A 15,638-nucleotide genomic window follows, 5' to 3' on the forward strand; every position below is an offset into this window, starting at 1 on the left:
TACTTTAATCTGTGTGTCGCCGTCGCCGAAACGCGTGTCCTCCCACTGCGAAACACGCGTCGCCGTCACCTGGCGGGTTTTTGTCCCCGCCGCCCCAACGGTTGAGCGATGCCAACGCCACCGACACCCGACGGCGGACGAGCCGAGGGGGAGACCCCGAAACCGATGACGCTGTACCGACTCCACGGCTGCCCGTACTGCGAGCGGATCGTTCGATGGCTCGAGGGACACGGGATCGAGTACCGATCCGTCTTCGTGGCGGGCGAGCACAGCCGTCGCGACGAGGTCGCTCGCGTGTCCGGAACGCGGGCGGTTCCGTTGCTCATCGATCCCGCGACCGGGGTCACGATGCCGGAAAGCGGGAACATCCTCGAGTACCTCGTTCGGACGTACGGCGAGGAGGGGGACACCGCGGCGTTCGACGAGCTCACGGTCACGGAGTTCGGCGACTCGGATCACCCGACGGTCGGGGAGACGGCACCGGCGTTCACCCGGCCGCTCGTCACCGACGAGTCGTGGTCGAACGTCGCCCTGTCGGAGCTCGTTGACGACGCAGGATCGGTGCTTCTGGTCTTCTACCCTCTGAACTGGGGCGGGAAGTCGATGTTCTGGTGGAAGGAGATTCAGCGGCGTGGATGGGGCGGCGACGATCTGTCGGTGGTCGGGGTCGGGATCGGACAGCCGTTCGACCACCAGCGGTTCATCGAAGGTCGGGAGCTCCCGTACCCGCTCTACTCCGATCCGGGTAACGGCGTCGCCGAGGCGTACGACGTCGTCCACGAACTCGACGGGATGGAGGGGATCGCGGAGCCGCGGCCGGCGACGTTCCTGGTCGGCGCGGACCGGACGGTCGAGCACGTCTGGGTCGCCGACGAGTGGCCCGAAACCCCGCCGTACGACGAGATCGAGTCGGCGCTTCCGACCGGATCGTCCGAGTAGCACGCGGTTCGCCGGCGTCCGATCGGACGGCTCGCCGGGCTCCGACGGGTGCTCTCTCGTCGAACACGGATTCACTCGTCGGTCGTCGACGCCTCGACCGCCTCGTCGTATATCGAGAGGGCGCGCTCGTTCCGCTCCAGCAGGTACGCGGTGTCCTTCCCCAGGATCTGGAAGTCGAACCCCTGATCGACCCGTTCCGGCGCGTCGTCCGGACGGACGGTAAGCGTTCCCACGGGAATTCCGGCCGCGTGTGCCGCCTCGACGATGCGGTCCATCGCGTCGAGGAACCGTTCGTGCTCCCACTGTCCGAACACGTCCAGTGCGCCGGAGAGGTCGGCCGGGCCGGCGAACAGGGCGTCTATCCCGTCCACGTCGGCTATCTCCTCGACGTTCTCGAGACCCTCCACCGTCTCGATCTGCGCGATCGTCACGAACGTCTCCTCCGCGTTCTCGACGTACGACCGGAAGTCGGCCCCGTAGTCGGACGCGCGCCCGGACGCGATCCCGCGTCTGCCGCGAGGCGGATACCGCAGCGACTCCACCAGCGACTCGGCCTGCTCGGCGGTGTCGATCATCGGGACCATCACCCCGGAGACCCCGACGTCGAGCACGCGCTTGAGGTACACCGGATCGTTCCAGGGGACGCGGATCACGGTGCCGCTCTCGCCGGGAGCCGCCTCGATGGCTCGGTGCATGTCCTCGACGGTCTCGAGCGTCGTCGTCGTGTGTTCGGTGTCGACCAGGACGAAGTCGAAGGGGTTCGCCGCGCTCACCTCCGCGACCGTCGGGCTCCCGATAGAGACCCACGTCGCGGAGAGGAAGCGCTGCTCCTCGAACGCCGTCTTCAGGTTCTCGCTCATCTGTCCACCACGAAGCGGTCGCCGTTCGGTTCTCCCCGAGGTGTTCCCTCCGGATCGACGGTCCCCCACTGCTCGCGGTTTCCTCGGCCGGTTCTCCGGACGTTCCTCCCGAGCCGCCTCCACGGTGAAACCGGTCCGGCGTCGGATCGTGAGATCGCTGGCTGTTCGTGCATCGCTTCAGGATCCGACGAAACGCATATATATCTTTGTGGTCGCTCCGGGCGACGGGTCCAGGCGATATCGGTGAGGGGCCGGTTCCCGCGATACCGACACGAACGTTTATGACATGGAAGAGAATAATTCGGGGCATGGAAACGGACGCAAACGGTGATTCGGCTAGCGCCCCCTCCGACGAGGAGTTGGGGGGGATCGCGGGTGCCTTGGCCCGAACCAGCGAGACGATTCAGGGCTGGATCGAGACGGTGAAACCCGAGGATCCGGACCGAATCGAACGGGTCGTGAAGTTCCTCCTCAGCGTGCTCCTCACCGTGATGTTCATCTACTGGATCCTCGCGTACCAGTTCGACGTCGTCTGGTTCGAGTTCTGAGTCGGTCCCGACCGACGACGGCTATGGGGGAGGGTTCCGAAAATCGCCCGACTGAGCGGAGTGTGACTCGATAGCATAAGAACGTTTCCCACACATTTATTATACCCCGAACGATAATGATGAATCGGGATGCCAGACGAATTTCCATCCAGAAGACGGTTCCTTCAAGGTACAGCAGGAGTAGGTATGGTCGGATTGGCGGGCTGTTCCGGCGGCGGTGGCGGTGACGACGGCTCCGGCGACGACGGCTCCGGCGACGGCTCCGGCGACGGTTCCGGCGGCGACGACGGCTCCGGCGACGACGGGAGCGGTGACGGTGGAGGGGGCGACGACGTCGTCAACATGCGCGTCGGGTCCTCCACGCAGGGTTCGACGGTCTTCCAGACGTCACAGGCGGTCCAGCGTGTGCTCCGAAGTGAGTCGGATATCGTGCGCTGGGACACGCAGGCGAGCGGCGGTGACCCCGCCAGCATCCGCATCTACAACGACGGCGGGCTGGACGCGTACGGGCTCACCAACTTCACCCAGAAGCAGGCGATGAACTCCGAGGGTCCGTTCGAGGGGGAGGACCTCGAGGCACCCTATCAGGGGTTCACCTACTTCGTCCGCGACGACTTCTTCTACGCGGTCGACGGCTCCGGCATCGAGACGACCGACGACATGCTCGGGGAGCCGTTCCACATGCTCCAGCCCGGCTGGGGGACCCGTGCGATGTTCGAGGAGATCATGCGGACCGGCGGCGGCGAGGACTTACTCGAGCAGCTGAATGAGAACGTCGTCAACGTCGACGTGGGCGACGTGGCCGGCGCCGTCGAGGAGGGCAACATCACGTGCGGTATCGGGTACGGTGCCAACGAGGTGAACCTGCCGTCCTGGTTCGCCGAGGTCGACGCGCGTTCCGACGTCCACCTGGTCGAGATGTCCGATCAGTTCCGCGAGGTCTTCGAGTCCTCGCCGCTCGCGCCCTACTTCGAGAAGGACCCGTACGGCTTCGAACAGGACGTCGAGGGGCCCCTCCAGGGATGGCAGCTCCTCTTCCAGTACTTCTTCGACCCCGATCTCCCGGCCGACGCGGTGTACGACGTGCTCCAGGTCGCTCACGACCACTACGAGAGCGTTCAGGAGGGACAGCCGGCGTTCTTCCCGTACGGCGAGAACCCCGACCACTTCGTCACCGCCATCGAATCCGACTTCACTCCGGTCCACCCCGGTGCGGCGGACTTCTACGAGGACAACGACCTCTGGGACGACAGCTGGACTCGAGGCGAATAGCGCGGACACACGGAACGTTTTTTGCGACCGTTTTTGACGACGCCACTCGACGCTAGCGACGTCGTCATCGCGTAGACCCGGTAGACGGTCATCGCGAACGGACGGGTACTCGAGAGACGAGGCCGTCATTGACCGGTTCACAGGGTGTTGTTTTCACCCTGTTCTATCTGAATCAGCTGGTAGATCGGGAGTGCAGATTAATCGCGGTGTTCAGATAGATACTGGGTGATACAAAGATGGAGAACTGTACAATACGCCCGGGTATACATTAACTTAGTGACCAGTATTTTTGATGGATGATCCATCACTATCAGATATGGAACCAACAATTCGACTGGCAACGGAGGAGGATGCAGAATCCGTTACCGAAATTTATGCACCGATCGTCAAACAAACGCACATCTCATTTGAAACGGCTCCGCCGACTGTCGGAGAGATGGCTCAACGCATCCGAACCACCGTGGAACGACTTCCGTGGTTGGTTTGCGAATACGACGGCCAAATGGTGGGTTACGCGTATGCGAGTCCACATAAAGAGCGCCCAGCATACCAATGGGCGGTCGACGTCTCTGTGTATGTCGACGAGGCGTGGCGACGGAAGGGGACTGCGAGCGGTCTGTATCAATCGCTCTTTGCGCTTTTGGATTTACAGGGACTGAGCAATGCGTATGCTGTAATCGCGTTGCCGAATCCTCAGAGCATCGCGTTTCATGAATCACATGGATTCGAGAAGATCGGTGTGTATCGCAACGTCGGATACAAGAACGGCGAGTGGCGCGATGTTGGACATTGGGAATTATCTCTTCGATCGCTTCCAGAAAATCCATCGCCACCGACCCCACTCAGTGAACTCCAGAACACTGATAATCACACCGATGCACTCGGCGCAGGTGAACCATCAGTCCGCTTGTGATCCTGTTTATCAGATTGCTCGAATGGGGTACTGATCGTTTCTTTTGAACGTAGGGTAAGTCACCTGTAGTGAACGATCCGTGAGTTTTCCGTCTTGAGCATCCGCGAACAGCGTGGCGCGACGCGCCACTGGCAGCCGGCGCGAAGCGTCGGCGACGAAGAGAGCGGTTCACCGACGGAGCCGTCGGAGACGACGGAGCCGGCTCTTTGTCCCCAGGGTACTCGAAGGAGTAGCGTGTAACCGTTCCATGGCGTCCGCGAGGAACGTCGAACGAAAGCGATGCGGCTCCGTCGGTTCTCGAGCGACCGTCGTGCGTCCGCGTGAGGAACTGGCGTCCTCGCCGAAGGAACGCCGCGTGACCGGAGGCGGTCAGAGCCGCCGAGCGACGACGGACGGGAGAGTCGAGAGTGCCATCCCCCTGACCGCCATGACCTGCCAGGTGAAGAGCACCGCCGCGACGACGAAGCTCCCGAACCGGAGGTACTCGTTCGGGGCCGACATGATCACGACCCCGAGGACGACGAACACGAGCCTGATCCCGTAGTTGGCCGCCCGGTTGGAGAGCGCCTTCCGGTGGTAGTTCAGTCCGTGTACCATCGCCGTCGCGCCGAACAGGAGCAGGATCGACGAGGTGATCTTCGCGAACGAGAACCCGCCGGTGATTATCTCCGGGTTGTAGATGAAGGTGAAGGGGAGGATGAAAAGCGGCGCGGCGATCTTGACCGACTCGATCGCGGTCCGCCAGAAGTTCGACTGTGCGATCCCGGTCGTCACCACCACGGCGATGGCGATCGGCGGAGTGATCCCCGACAGGATCGCCGCGTAGAACACGAAGAAGTGAACCGGGAGCCGGGCGATCCCGAACCCTTCGATGAGCGCCGGCGCGACGAGCAGCGCGACGATGGTGTAGGCGGCGACGGTCGGCATCCCCATCCCGAGGATGATGCAGATCAGCATCGCCAGGAGCAGCGCGAGGATGAGCACGCCGCCGGACAGCTCGATCAGCGCCAGCGCGAGCTTCCCGGGGACGCCGGTCGTCACCAGGATGTCGACGATCCCGTTGATCGCCGAAACGATGACCGCGATCGGCGCGAACATCAGCGCGCCGTAGCGCATCCCCTCGAGCGTCTGTGGGATACCGACGAGGTACGACTCGTCGCTGAACCCGAGCAGACGTTCGAAGACCGGGAAGGTGATGCCGGTACACACCATCGCGATGGAGGTGTAAAGCGCTGCGGTCATCACGGTCCACTGTGCGATCCCGAGCAGGTAGATGAGGACGCCGAACGGGATCAGGAGTTTGACGGTCTCGAGCGCGAACGCGGGGGCCGACTTCCGCTCATCGATGCCGGCGTCCGCGCTGCTCGTGTCGACCCCGCTACTGATGTTCTGGTTGAGCGCCGTGTAGTGGACCGCGATCGCGACGGAGATGTAGAACACGAGCGCCGGAACGATGCCGGCGACGACGACCTCGATGTACGTGATCCCGAGGATCGACGCCATGATGAACGCCGCCGCACCCATCACGGGCGGCATGATCTGCCCGCCGGAGGAGGCGACCGCCTCGATCCCGCCCGCGGTGGACGGTTTCAGTCCCGCCTTCTTCATCAGGGGGATCGTCACGGAGCCGGTCATCGCCGCGTTAGCGACCTGCGCGCCGTTGATCGACCCGATCGCGAGGCTCGCCACGACCGCCGACTGCGCGATCCCGGAGCGGACGTACTCCGAGACCCGGAACGCGATGCGCATCACGTAGTCGAAGGCTCCGTAGCCGTTCAACAGTCCGGCGTACAGGAGGAACAGCGCCACCCACGCGGCGACGATCCCGCTTATCGACCCGAAGAAGCCGTTGAAGTCCGTCACGAACACGACCAGGATGCGGGTGAGAGAGAGCCCGCCGTGGCTGATGATCCCGGGGAGCGAGGCACCGAGCCAGGCGTAGAGCGCGCCACCGCCGATGACCGCCAGGAACGCCATCCCGAACGCGCGGTAGATGAGGTAGAACATCGAGAACGTGAACAGAAGCGCCAACACGTACTCGTGGTGGAACGCCGTCCCGGTCCGCTGGAACAGGAGTTCCTCGAAGTTGAGTATCAGATACACCGTCGTCGTGGAGGTCGACAGGAGGACGATCCCCAGGAGGTAGAGGTCGAGGTAGTCGCGGTCCTCGATCGAGTCGATCGACTGCTCGATGACGTACATCCCGAAGGCGAGCCCGAACAGCCCGACAGTGTAGAGCGCCCGGGGCATCCGTTGCGTGAAGGCGTAGTAGATCGCCAGTCCCCATAGCACGAGCGAGAGCACCGTGAGGAGCTTTTCCACGGCGACCGTCGGCATGAAGGAGGAAGCGGACCTGTTTTCGGCCATGAGGGAACATCCATATCGTCCATGATAAACGTTGTGTCTGGTGGTAGTACCTAACACACGCTACCGGCGGACGCGGTGACCGATCGGTCGTCCCTCGCCGCGCGCGCGCACTCGCCGCCGCCCGTCACGCCTCCGGTACCGCCCGTGACGGCTTCGCCTCATCCGTGACAACGGTTATCCGCACGGTCCTCCAACGGCCGACCATGTCGGACGACATCCCGACGGACGAGACCGACTCCGCCGACGGCGGAGCGATCGAACCCGGGCGGATCGAACGGATCGCGGTCGTCGGCGCGGGAACGATGGGCCACGGGATCGCGGCGGCGCTGGCCGGCGACGGCCGGTTCGTGACGGTGTACGACGTCGACGAGGACGCGCTGGACGCGGCGCGCGTGGCGATCGAGGACGCGGTCGCGACGCTCGTCGACCACGAGGGACACGACCTCGAGGACGCCGATCGGGTGCTGGGGTCGATCGCGTACGACTCGACGCTTTCGACCACGGTCGCCGACGCCGACCTCGTGATCGAGGCCGTCCCGGAGGACGAGTCGATAAAGCGGGACGTCCTCGGACGGATCGAACGCGCGGCCCCGCCGCATGCGGTCATCGCGACCAACACGTCGTCGTTCTCGATCACGCGGCTCGCCGACGCGTTGGAACGCCCCGAGCGGTTCCTCGGGACCCACTGGTTCCACCCGCCGCACATCGTCCCGGTCGTCGAGATCGTCCGCGGGGAGGCGACCGCCGACGGGCCGGTCCGGGCCGTCGAGACGCTGCTCGAGGACGCGGGCAAGACCCCGGTCGTCGTCGAGAAGGACGTTCCGGGGTTCATCGGCAACCGCATACAGTCCGCGATGGCACGCGAGGCGTGGGCGCTGCTCGAGGAGGGCGTCGCGAGCGCGGAGGACATCGACAAGGCCGTCAAGGGAACGTTCGGGTTCCGGCTCCCCGCCCTCGGCGTCTTCGAGAAGGGGGACCACTCCGGACTCGACGTCCACGCGAAGGTCCTCGACGAGCTGCTCGGGGAGATAAACCGCGATACGTCGCCGTCGGCCGCGCTGACGGACCTGGTCGATGACGGACGATACGGCGTCAAGACCGGGCAGGGGGTCTACGACTGGTCGGACGTGGACGTTCCGGCGGCGACCGAGGACCGCGACCGGCAACTGCTCTCGTTGCTCTCGGTGTACGAGGAACGCGAGCGCCCGGCACCGAGGACCGGATCGGCGGATGACCCGGCGGACGACCCGACGGGTCCCGACGATCCGGACGGGGAAACGTCCGACGACCGCTAGTAAGTCACCTTTCCACCGCTGACGTTCACGCTCTGGCCGATGACTCGGTCCGCGGCCGTCGAACAGAGGTACGCGACCGTTCGGGCGACGTCCTCCGGCTGGACGAACTCGTTCCGCGGGCTCTTCGCCCGTTTCTCGTCCGCGACCGTCTCGGCGGACACTCCCCTCGCGTCCGCCTCGCGTTCGATCACGCGATCGATCCGGGGACCGGCGACGGAGCCCGGACAGACCGCGTTCGCGTTGACGTCGTGTGGCCCGCCCTCGACGGCGAGCGTCCGCGTGAGCCCCAAGAGGCCGCTCTTGGAGGCGGTGTACGGGCTGCGCTGCGGGACAGGGCGTTTCCCCGACGCAGAGGAGATGTTGACGATCCGGCCGTAGCCGCGGGACTTCATCCCGCCGACCAGCTCCCGCGACATGAGGAACGCCCCGCGGAGGTTGACCCCGAGCGTGGCGTCCCACTCCTCCGCGGTCACGTCCTCGACGTCCTTCGTCGGGCCCGCGATGCCGGCGTTGTTTACCAGCACGTCTATCGCGCCGAACGCCTCTTCGGCGGTCTCGACGGCGTCCCGCACGCTCGTCTCGTCGCTCACGTCGGCGTCCACCGCCAGCGCCCGCACGCCGTACTCCTCGAGTTCGGCCACCGTCTCAGCCATGCCGTCGGCGTCGATGTCGGCGACGACGACGTCGAGTCCCTGCGACGCGAGTTCCGTACAGATCGCGCGCCCGATCCCTCGCCCGCCGCCCGTCACCAACGCGGTGTCTCCGATGATCTCCATGCGGCGACGGGTACGGCGCCACTCGGTATAGTTGTAGGGTCCTCGGACGCGTGGCGATCGAGGGCGACGATCGCGACGACCGACGGTAGGCTCGGCAAGGCAACGCTTTAACTACTCGGACGAGGAGGGATAGCACATGACGACCGTCGTCGTTCGACACGACCTGCCGATCCACGAGACGCTCGAGGGAACGCGTGACGGACTCACGGTCCGGACCGCACGCGACACGGAGGAGACCAAAGCGCGGTTGGTCGACGCCGACGCGCTGGTGATCAACCCGGCGAGCTGGGACGACGCCCTCCTCGACGCCCTCGACGAGGGCGACTGGGTCCAGGCGACGAGCACCGGCTACGCCGCGTTCCCCGTCGAGGCGTTCCGCGAGCGGGGGATCACGTTCACGAACGCGACCGGCAACTACGGATCGCCCGTCGCCGACCACGTGTTCGCGCTCGCGTTAGGTCTCGCGAGGGGGCTCCCGACGTTCCTCGACGAGCAGCGCGAGCGGAACTGGGACCGGACGAAGGGGGGCGAGCTGATCGACCTCGACGGCCGGACGCTGACCGTGGTCGGGATGGGCGACATCGGCGAGTCGGTCGCCCGCCGCGGGCTGGGGTTCGGCATGGACGTGTACGGCACGAAGCGGACGCCCGACGAGTACGACGGCGTGCTCCCCGCCGACCGCGTCCTCGAGCCGTCCGCGCTCGATCGGGCGATCGGCGAGACGGAGGTCCTCGCGCTCACCGTCCCGCTCACCGAGGAGACCCGACACCTCGTGGACCGCTCGACGTTCGAGACGCTCCCGGACACCGCGTTCCTGATCAACGTCGCGCGCGGGCCGGTCGTCGACCAGGAGGCGCTGATCGAGGCGCTGGAGACCGGACGGATCGCCGGCGCGGGGCTCGACGTCTTCGACCCCGAACCGCTGCCGGAGTCGTCGCCGCTCTGGGACCTCGACAACGCGATCATCACGCCGCACGTGGGCGGCCGGTCGCGGGACTTCGTCGACCGGTTCGTCGACCTCTTCCTCCACAACTTCGACCGGCGTCGGGACGGCGACGGCGAACTGAGAAACCGGATCGCCTGATCGGCCGACTCGACGAACTCAGTCCGATTCCGCCGAGGACGGCGACGGTGCCGCGAGGTCCCCGTCGTCGAGCTCGACGGGCTCGGGCTCGGAGACGACCCGCAGGTCGTCCCGGTCGCGGGCGTCCTCGATCAGCGCCTCCGAGGCGTACAGCCGCTCGACGTTCATCGTGTCGGTCGCGCGGAGCAGTCGGACCTCACCCGGCTCCCGGACGCCCACCGTCGACAGGCAGGCGACGATCCCCGCCCAGTCGGTCTCGACCGTCGCCGGGATCCGGGCGTTCTCGACGCTCCCGGCGGTCACGGTATTGATCACCGTGTCCTCGACGTCCAGGTCCGCGAGCAGGTCGCGGTGGACGAAGTCCGCCTGCCCGACGCCGGTGCCGTTGCCGTGTGAGGCCGGCGTCAGCGACCGGGTGTAGATCCGACGAACGAACGGCGTTTCCGGCGAGGGCTCGTTGAAGGGGAGGATCCGCCCGGTGACGTTCGTGTCCATGCCGGAGCCGCTGACGTCCTTGCCCATGCGATCGAACACCACCACGTCGAGGTCGTCGAAGGGGAGCTGGGGGAGCCGCTCGTAGGCGACCTCCAGCAGCTCGGCCTCGCGGTCGAGGAAGCCGGACGCGGGCACCCCCTCGATGACGGTCGTGTCGTCGCGCTGGTCCTCCACGACCGCTACGCCCCCCACGACGGGAAGCGCGTCGAGGAGTATCTCGGTGATCTCGGGGATCATGTTCCGGAAGCTCCAGTCGAGCGCCCACTCGTGGGCGGTCTTCGCGCCCCGCTGTTTCCCCATCCCGATGACGAGCATCTTCGAGAGCCCGCTCTCGACGTCGCCCGCGAACATCGTGTGGGGTTTGATCCGGTTGACCGGCAGGATGGCGTCCGCCGCGACCGCGTTCGCGTCGGCGTACACGGGGACGTCGCGGTCGGCGGTGCGTCCGACGACCTCCACCTCCATCGTCGCCCGGATCTCACAGCCGACGTTCGACTCCGTGACCCCGTAGGAGGCCAGCACCTCGCGTTGTCCCTCGGCGGTCGCGCCGCCGTGGCTCCCCATCGCGGGGAAGACGAACGGGTCGTAGCCGCGCGCTTTGACCCCCTCCACGGTCCCGCGGACGAGCGCCTCCAGGTTCGCGATCCCCCGACTGCCGGCGCCGACGGCGACCTCGCCGCCGTCCGGAACGTCCTCGAACGGGAGGTCGTCAACGGCCGCGGCCGCGCGGGACTCGATCTCGTCCGCCGGGATCGGGTCGGTCTCCCACACCTGCTCTATCACGCCGAGCGGCGGAAGACTCCGGTCCCCACAGACGTTCCGTATCGTTTCCTCCGGGACGACCCGCCGATCGTCGACGGGATCGACCGCCGCGTTCTGGTCCATGTCCGATCCTGTCGCAGCCGGATATTAAACTCTCTCCCGGTCTCGGCCGTCACCTCGTTCCTCGCGGGCGGGAACGAAACCGGAAACTCACCGAGGGGGACCCGCCAGTACCACCGGTTTTATGTGAGTCTCCGGGAACGGTTTCGGTATGCGGATAACTGACGTACGAGGCCATGCACTGTCCTCACCGATCGAACCGCCGCAGACTCGCGATTTCCACGGCGGGAAGCGCCGACTGCTGAAACGGGACGTCGTGCTCGTCGTCGTCGAGACGGCCGACGGCGAGGTCGGATTCGCGCCCGCCGGAGCGAGCAGCTCCGCGATGCGCGAGTACTTCGAGGGCGACTCGCAGGCCACGTTCGCCGACCTCGTGGAGGGACCGATCGCCGACGCCTTGGAGGGGGAGACGGTCGACGCGGTGACGGACGCCCACGACCTGATCGACGCGACCGACCTCCCCGAGCGAGCCCGCCACGAGGCGGCGTCCGCGATCGACGTCGCGCTGTACGATCTCCGGGGCAAGCGGGCGGGCGCGCCGATCTACGAGCTGTTGTGCGAGGAGTACGGCACCGAGCCCGACACGCGGTTGCCGATGTACGCCAGCGCGGGGATGTACATGGATCCGGAGGGGTACGCCGAGCAGGCGCGGATCATCGACGAGCTCGGCTTCTTCGGGTACAAGTATCGACCCGGGATCGGTCCCGAGGGGGACCTCGAGACGATCGACCGGCTCGTCGACGCGGTCGACCGGACGGAGATCATGCTCGACTCCCACACGTGGTGGAAGCTCGAGGGAGGGGCGTACGGCCCCGAGACGACCGCCGACATCGTGGAGTACGCGGGCGAGAAGGGGGCCTATTGGGTCGAGGAGCCCGTGGCACCCGACGACTACGACGGGTACGTCGAGCTGAGCGAACTCGGCGTTCCGCTGGCGGGCGGCGAGAGCGAGGAGTCCCCGGCGGGGCTCCTCGAGCTCGGACGCACCGGCGCGGTCGACTTCCTCCAGGGCGACGTGCGCCACCACCGCGGCTACACCGGCTGCGCGGAGGCGATCGAGTTCTGTCGGGGACGGGGCGTCGAGTTCGTCCCCCACAACTTCGGCACGTGGCTCGGGCTGATCGCGAACGCCCACCTGGTCGCCGCGGCACCGGAGGTCGACCTCCTGGAGTACCCGGTCTTCGAGGACGACCCCGCACTCGATTCCGAGGAGGATCCCGGGATGTACCCCTTCGACCTGGCGTTCGACGTCATCGAGGAGACCGTCGACGTCGACGACGGGAAGCTGAGCGTTCCGGACGGTCCCGGCCTCGGGGTGACCGTCGACCTCGACGTGATCGAGGAGTACCCGCCGACCGAGGGCGCGTGGACCGAGTTCATCTACGACTAGTCCCCGAGCCTCATCGCTTCGATTCCGAACGCCTCGAACGCTTCAGGACGACTCCCAGCGTTCGGGCGCGACGCCGGCGAACGCCACGATCCGCGGGTACGCGACGCCGACTGCGACCGCGACGGCGACGCCGACGTAGAGCGGGAGATCGTATCCGGCCCGTTCGATCCCGTCGACGACGACGAGGATCGCCCCGATCATCACCAGGTAGTGTAACAGGAGGTACGGGAAGTTGCCTCGGTCCATGGGTGGACTCGAACGCCCCGAAGCAAAACGGTGTCGGCAGGACCGGGTTCCCGACCGTTATTCCGCGATCGCGCCCTTGAGGAGTCCGCGGAGGTAGCCCGCGGTGAACCCTCGGGCCCGGTGGCCCCAGTCGGTGTCGTCGCGCATCTCGGGGACGTGGTCCGGGATGACGATCCCGTCGAATCCGGTGTCGATCAGGGTCCGCATCACCTCGAACTCGTCGTAGTTCCCGCAGTCGACGAACGTCTCGTTGAACGACTCGGCCGTCCCCTCCACGTCCCGGAAGTGGACGAACACGACGTCGCCGCGCTCGCCGAACTCGCGGACGACGTCGACCACGCTGACTCCCATCTCGGAGAAACAGCCGAGACAGAGCTTCAGTCCGTGATTGTCGCTCGGCACCGCGTCCATCGCCCGGCGGAAGCTCTCCACGTTCCTGAACAGCCGCGGAATGCCGCCGATCGACTCGATGTTCGGGGGGTCGATGGGATGGAGCGCGAGGGTGACGCCGGCCTCCTCGGCGACCGGCAGGACCTCGCGGAGGAACCCCTCGTAGTTCTCCCACAGCTCCGCTTCGGTGTACTCGCGGTCGAGCGCGGGGTCGCCCGCGTCCTCGACGTCGGACAGCTCGAAGCTCGTTCCCTCGGCGTCGCCGCGCAGCGGGACGGTTCCGGTCCGCATCGGCACCACGCCTCGGGGGTTCCACTGGTAGCCGAGAACCGGCAGGCCGGCCTCACCCATGTTCCTGAGGAGCGTCTTGATCGATTCGAGCTGTTTCTCCGCGCCCGGCCGGCCGAACTTGATGTCGCCGTAACAGTTGTACCCGAGCGTGTGGATCCCGGCGAGTCGAACGTCGTGGGCGGCACACGCTGCCACGAGCGACTCCAAGTACTCGACCGAAGGGACGTCGTCGGGCCCGAGCGGGAGCCGCCGGTCCGTCTCCGTGCGGTCGCTCTCGTCGGCGAAGATGTCGCCGCCGGTCCCGCCACCGGGCTCGGTCGGGTTGACGAAGACGTCGCTCACGCCCAACTGGCGGACGTACTGGAGGCGTTCGTCCGAGAGCGTGTTCGTCCGGAAGCCGACGCGCGGCCCCGGGGGTGTCCGGTCTCTGCTATCTGACTGATCCATACGTCACCGTGTCGAAAGGACGGGTATAGGCGTTTCGGTGGGTACGGATACTGGCCGTTGGTCGCGGATCCCGCCCGCTCACGCGGGACTGACCGCGTCGATCCGCGGCAGTGGTGTCGATCCGCGACGGTGGCGTCGATCCGCGGGGGCGGAGACGACAGCTTTAATCCGTCCGGTTGAAACGCGTCAACACGAGCCACCCGACCATGTACGAGGACTTTGCCACCAAGCTGGCGACGACGATGTGGGGCGATTACGACCGGACCCCCGAACGCGACACGGAGAGCCCCGAGATAACCGACGTCGACACGGTCGTCGTCGACGGGAACTTCCCGTGGACGATCGTGACGATCGAGACCGACGCGGGCGTGACGGGGATCGGCGAGGCGTACCCCTCGCCCGGCGTCCACGAGATCATCACCGACTACCTCCGACCGGTCCTGGTGGGCGAGAACCCGCTCGACGTCGAGCGGCTCTACCACCTGATGCGCGAGAGCCTCTCCGGCCGCGGGTCCCAGCAGGGGGTCGCGACGATCGCGATAAGCGGCGTCGAGCTCGCGCTGTGGGACACCGCGGGAAAGGCGCTCGACCAGCCCGTCTACCAGCTGCTCGGCGGGAAGATGCGCGACGAGGTGCGGATCTACGCGGACTGTCACGCCGGTGAGTCCATGATCGACGCCGCGATCGAGGGGCAACGTCGGGAGACGTACCGGCCGGAGGCGTACGCCGAGGAGGCCCGGGACGCGGTCGACGAGGGGTTCGACCTCATCAAGTTCGACCTCGACGTCCCGTCCGGACACGAGATCGGGACGAAGTCCCGCCACCTCACCGGCCCCGAGGTCGAACACAAGCGGCGGCTGGTGGCGGCCGTCGCGGAGGAGGTCGGCGACGAGGCCGAGTTCGCGTTCGACCTCCACTGGAACTTCAACCGCGAGTCGGCCAAACGGGTCTGTGACGCGGTCGAGGAGTACGACCCCGTCTGGATCGAGGACCCGCTGCCGCCGGAAAACACGGAGGCGATGGCGAACTTCGCGGCGAAGGTCGACGTGCCGGTCCTGACCGGCGAGAACCGATACGGCCGTCACGGCTTCCGTGACCTCCTCGAGACGGGCGCGGTCGACTTCGTCGCCCCGGACACCCCGAAGACGGGCGGGATCGCGGAGACGAAGAAGATCGGCGACCTCGCGGACACCTACTACTGCGCGCTCGCCCCGCACAACATCGGGAGTCCCGTCGCGACGATGGCGGGCGTCCACGTCGGCGCGACCGTCCCGAACTTCCTCGCGCTGGAGTTCCACGCCCGCGACGTCCCGTGGTGGGAGGACATGGTCGAGCGATCCGAGCCGCTGATCCAGGACGGACGGATCCGCGTGCCCGATTCGCCCGGTCTGGGCATCGAGCTCGACTGGGACGTCGTCGAGGAGCACCGCAAGCACTGACCCC

General features: G+C 66.5%; 14 protein-coding genes. 8 read left to right on the forward strand and 6 right to left on the reverse strand.

Going from position 1 to position 15,638, the window contains the following annotated elements:
• Nucleotides 1–108 precede the first annotated feature (108 nt).
• Entirely contained in the window at nucleotides 109–939 is an 831-nt protein-coding gene (locus tag EAO78_RS18740; protein WP_379748310.1) for a redoxin domain-containing protein, read from the forward strand.
• Nucleotides 940–1,010: 71 nt separating this feature from the next.
• Here the strand turns inward: EAO78_RS18740 and EAO78_RS12700 are convergent, their stop codons facing one another.
• Nucleotides 1,011–1,799 (reverse strand): HpcH/HpaI aldolase family protein, encoded by a 789-nt coding sequence (locus EAO78_RS12700; RefSeq protein WP_122106205.1) that lies wholly within the window; start codon nucleotides 1,797–1,799, stop codon nucleotides 1,011–1,013.
• A 308-nt stretch (nucleotides 1,800–2,107) separates the two neighbouring features.
• On the opposite strand from EAO78_RS12700, the gene EAO78_RS12705 reads away from it, so the two are divergent.
• The 3 genes from EAO78_RS12705 (at nucleotide 2,108) to EAO78_RS12715 (ending at nucleotide 4,532) form a co-directional block, all read left to right on the forward strand.
• Nucleotides 2,108–2,347, forward strand: coding sequence for a hypothetical protein (locus EAO78_RS12705; protein ID WP_122106206.1), 240 nt, complete (start codon nucleotides 2,108–2,110; stop codon nucleotides 2,345–2,347).
• A gap of 186 nt (nucleotides 2,348–2,533) precedes the next feature.
• Complete coding sequence (locus tag EAO78_RS12710) at nucleotides 2,534–3,619, forward strand: TAXI family TRAP transporter solute-binding subunit (protein WP_122106207.1); 1,086 nt, start codon at nucleotides 2,534–2,536, stop codon at nucleotides 3,617–3,619.
• A gap of 292 nt (nucleotides 3,620–3,911) precedes the next feature.
• Nucleotides 3,912–4,532: an arsinothricin resistance N-acetyltransferase ArsN1 family B gene (locus tag EAO78_RS12715; protein ID WP_238987692.1), complete on the forward strand. Its 621-nt coding sequence runs from the start codon at nucleotides 3,912–3,914 to the stop codon at nucleotides 4,530–4,532.
• Between the two features lie 369 nt (nucleotides 4,533–4,901).
• On the opposite strand, the gene EAO78_RS12720 is transcribed toward EAO78_RS12715, so the two are convergent.
• Nucleotides 4,902–6,899, reverse strand: coding sequence for a TRAP transporter permease (locus tag EAO78_RS12720; protein WP_238987693.1), 1,998 nt, complete (start codon nucleotides 6,897–6,899; stop codon nucleotides 4,902–4,904).
• Between the two features lie 203 nt (nucleotides 6,900–7,102).
• Here EAO78_RS12720 and EAO78_RS12725 point away from each other — a divergent pair, with 203 nt between their 5' ends.
• Nucleotides 7,103–8,194 (forward strand): 3-hydroxyacyl-CoA dehydrogenase family protein, encoded by a 1,092-nt coding sequence (locus tag EAO78_RS12725; RefSeq protein WP_122106209.1) that lies wholly within the window; start codon nucleotides 7,103–7,105, stop codon nucleotides 8,192–8,194.
• Here EAO78_RS12725 and EAO78_RS12730 read toward each other — a convergent pair.
• Nucleotides 8,191–8,970 carry an SDR family NAD(P)-dependent oxidoreductase gene (locus tag EAO78_RS12730; protein ID WP_122106210.1) on the reverse strand — a complete coding sequence of 260 codons (780 nt, stop codon included), beginning with the start codon at nucleotides 8,968–8,970 and terminating at the stop codon, nucleotides 8,191–8,193. The two genes, EAO78_RS12725 and EAO78_RS12730, sit on opposite strands and share 4 nt — an antisense overlap.
• A gap of 136 nt (nucleotides 8,971–9,106) precedes the next feature.
• Between EAO78_RS12730 and EAO78_RS12735 the strand changes: the two genes are divergently transcribed.
• Nucleotides 9,107–10,054, forward strand: a complete 948-nt coding sequence (locus tag EAO78_RS12735; RefSeq protein ID WP_122106211.1) for a D-2-hydroxyacid dehydrogenase — start codon at nucleotides 9,107–9,109, stop codon at nucleotides 10,052–10,054.
• A gap of 18 nt (nucleotides 10,055–10,072) precedes the next feature.
• Here EAO78_RS12735 and EAO78_RS12740 read toward each other — a convergent pair whose 3' ends face one another.
• Nucleotides 10,073–11,434: a nickel pincer cofactor-dependent isomerase, group 22 gene (locus tag EAO78_RS12740; protein WP_122106212.1), complete on the reverse strand. Its 1,362-nt coding sequence runs from the start codon at nucleotides 11,432–11,434 to the stop codon at nucleotides 10,073–10,075.
• A gap of 148 nt (nucleotides 11,435–11,582) precedes the next feature.
• Between EAO78_RS12740 and EAO78_RS12745 the strand changes: the two genes are divergently transcribed.
• On the forward strand, nucleotides 11,583–12,821 hold the full coding sequence (locus EAO78_RS12745; RefSeq protein WP_122106213.1) for a mandelate racemase/muconate lactonizing enzyme family protein: 1,239 nt from the start codon (nucleotides 11,583–11,585) through the stop codon (nucleotides 12,819–12,821).
• A gap of 42 nt (nucleotides 12,822–12,863) precedes the next feature.
• On the opposite strand, the gene EAO78_RS12750 is transcribed toward EAO78_RS12745, so the two are convergent.
• Together EAO78_RS12750 and EAO78_RS12755 are read right to left on the reverse strand one after the other, a co-directional pair.
• Complete coding sequence (locus tag EAO78_RS12750; protein ID WP_122106214.1) at nucleotides 12,864–13,067, reverse strand: hypothetical protein; 204 nt, start codon at nucleotides 13,065–13,067, stop codon at nucleotides 12,864–12,866.
• A gap of 57 nt (nucleotides 13,068–13,124) precedes the next feature.
• Nucleotides 13,125–14,195: a mannonate dehydratase gene (locus tag EAO78_RS12755; protein ID WP_122106215.1), complete on the reverse strand. Its 1,071-nt coding sequence runs from the start codon at nucleotides 14,193–14,195 to the stop codon at nucleotides 13,125–13,127.
• A 206-nt stretch (nucleotides 14,196–14,401) separates the two neighbouring features.
• On the opposite strand from EAO78_RS12755, the gene EAO78_RS12760 reads away from it, so the two are divergent.
• On the forward strand, nucleotides 14,402–15,634 hold the full coding sequence (locus EAO78_RS12760) for a mandelate racemase/muconate lactonizing enzyme family protein (protein ID WP_122106216.1): 1,233 nt from the start codon (nucleotides 14,402–14,404) through the stop codon (nucleotides 15,632–15,634).
• The last annotated feature ends 4 nt before the right edge of the window (nucleotides 15,635–15,638 follow it).

It is taken from the genome of Halobellus captivus (assembly GCF_003697845.1).
Lineage (GTDB): Archaea > Halobacteriota > Halobacteria > Halobacteriales > Haloferacaceae > Halorubrum > Halorubrum glutamatedens.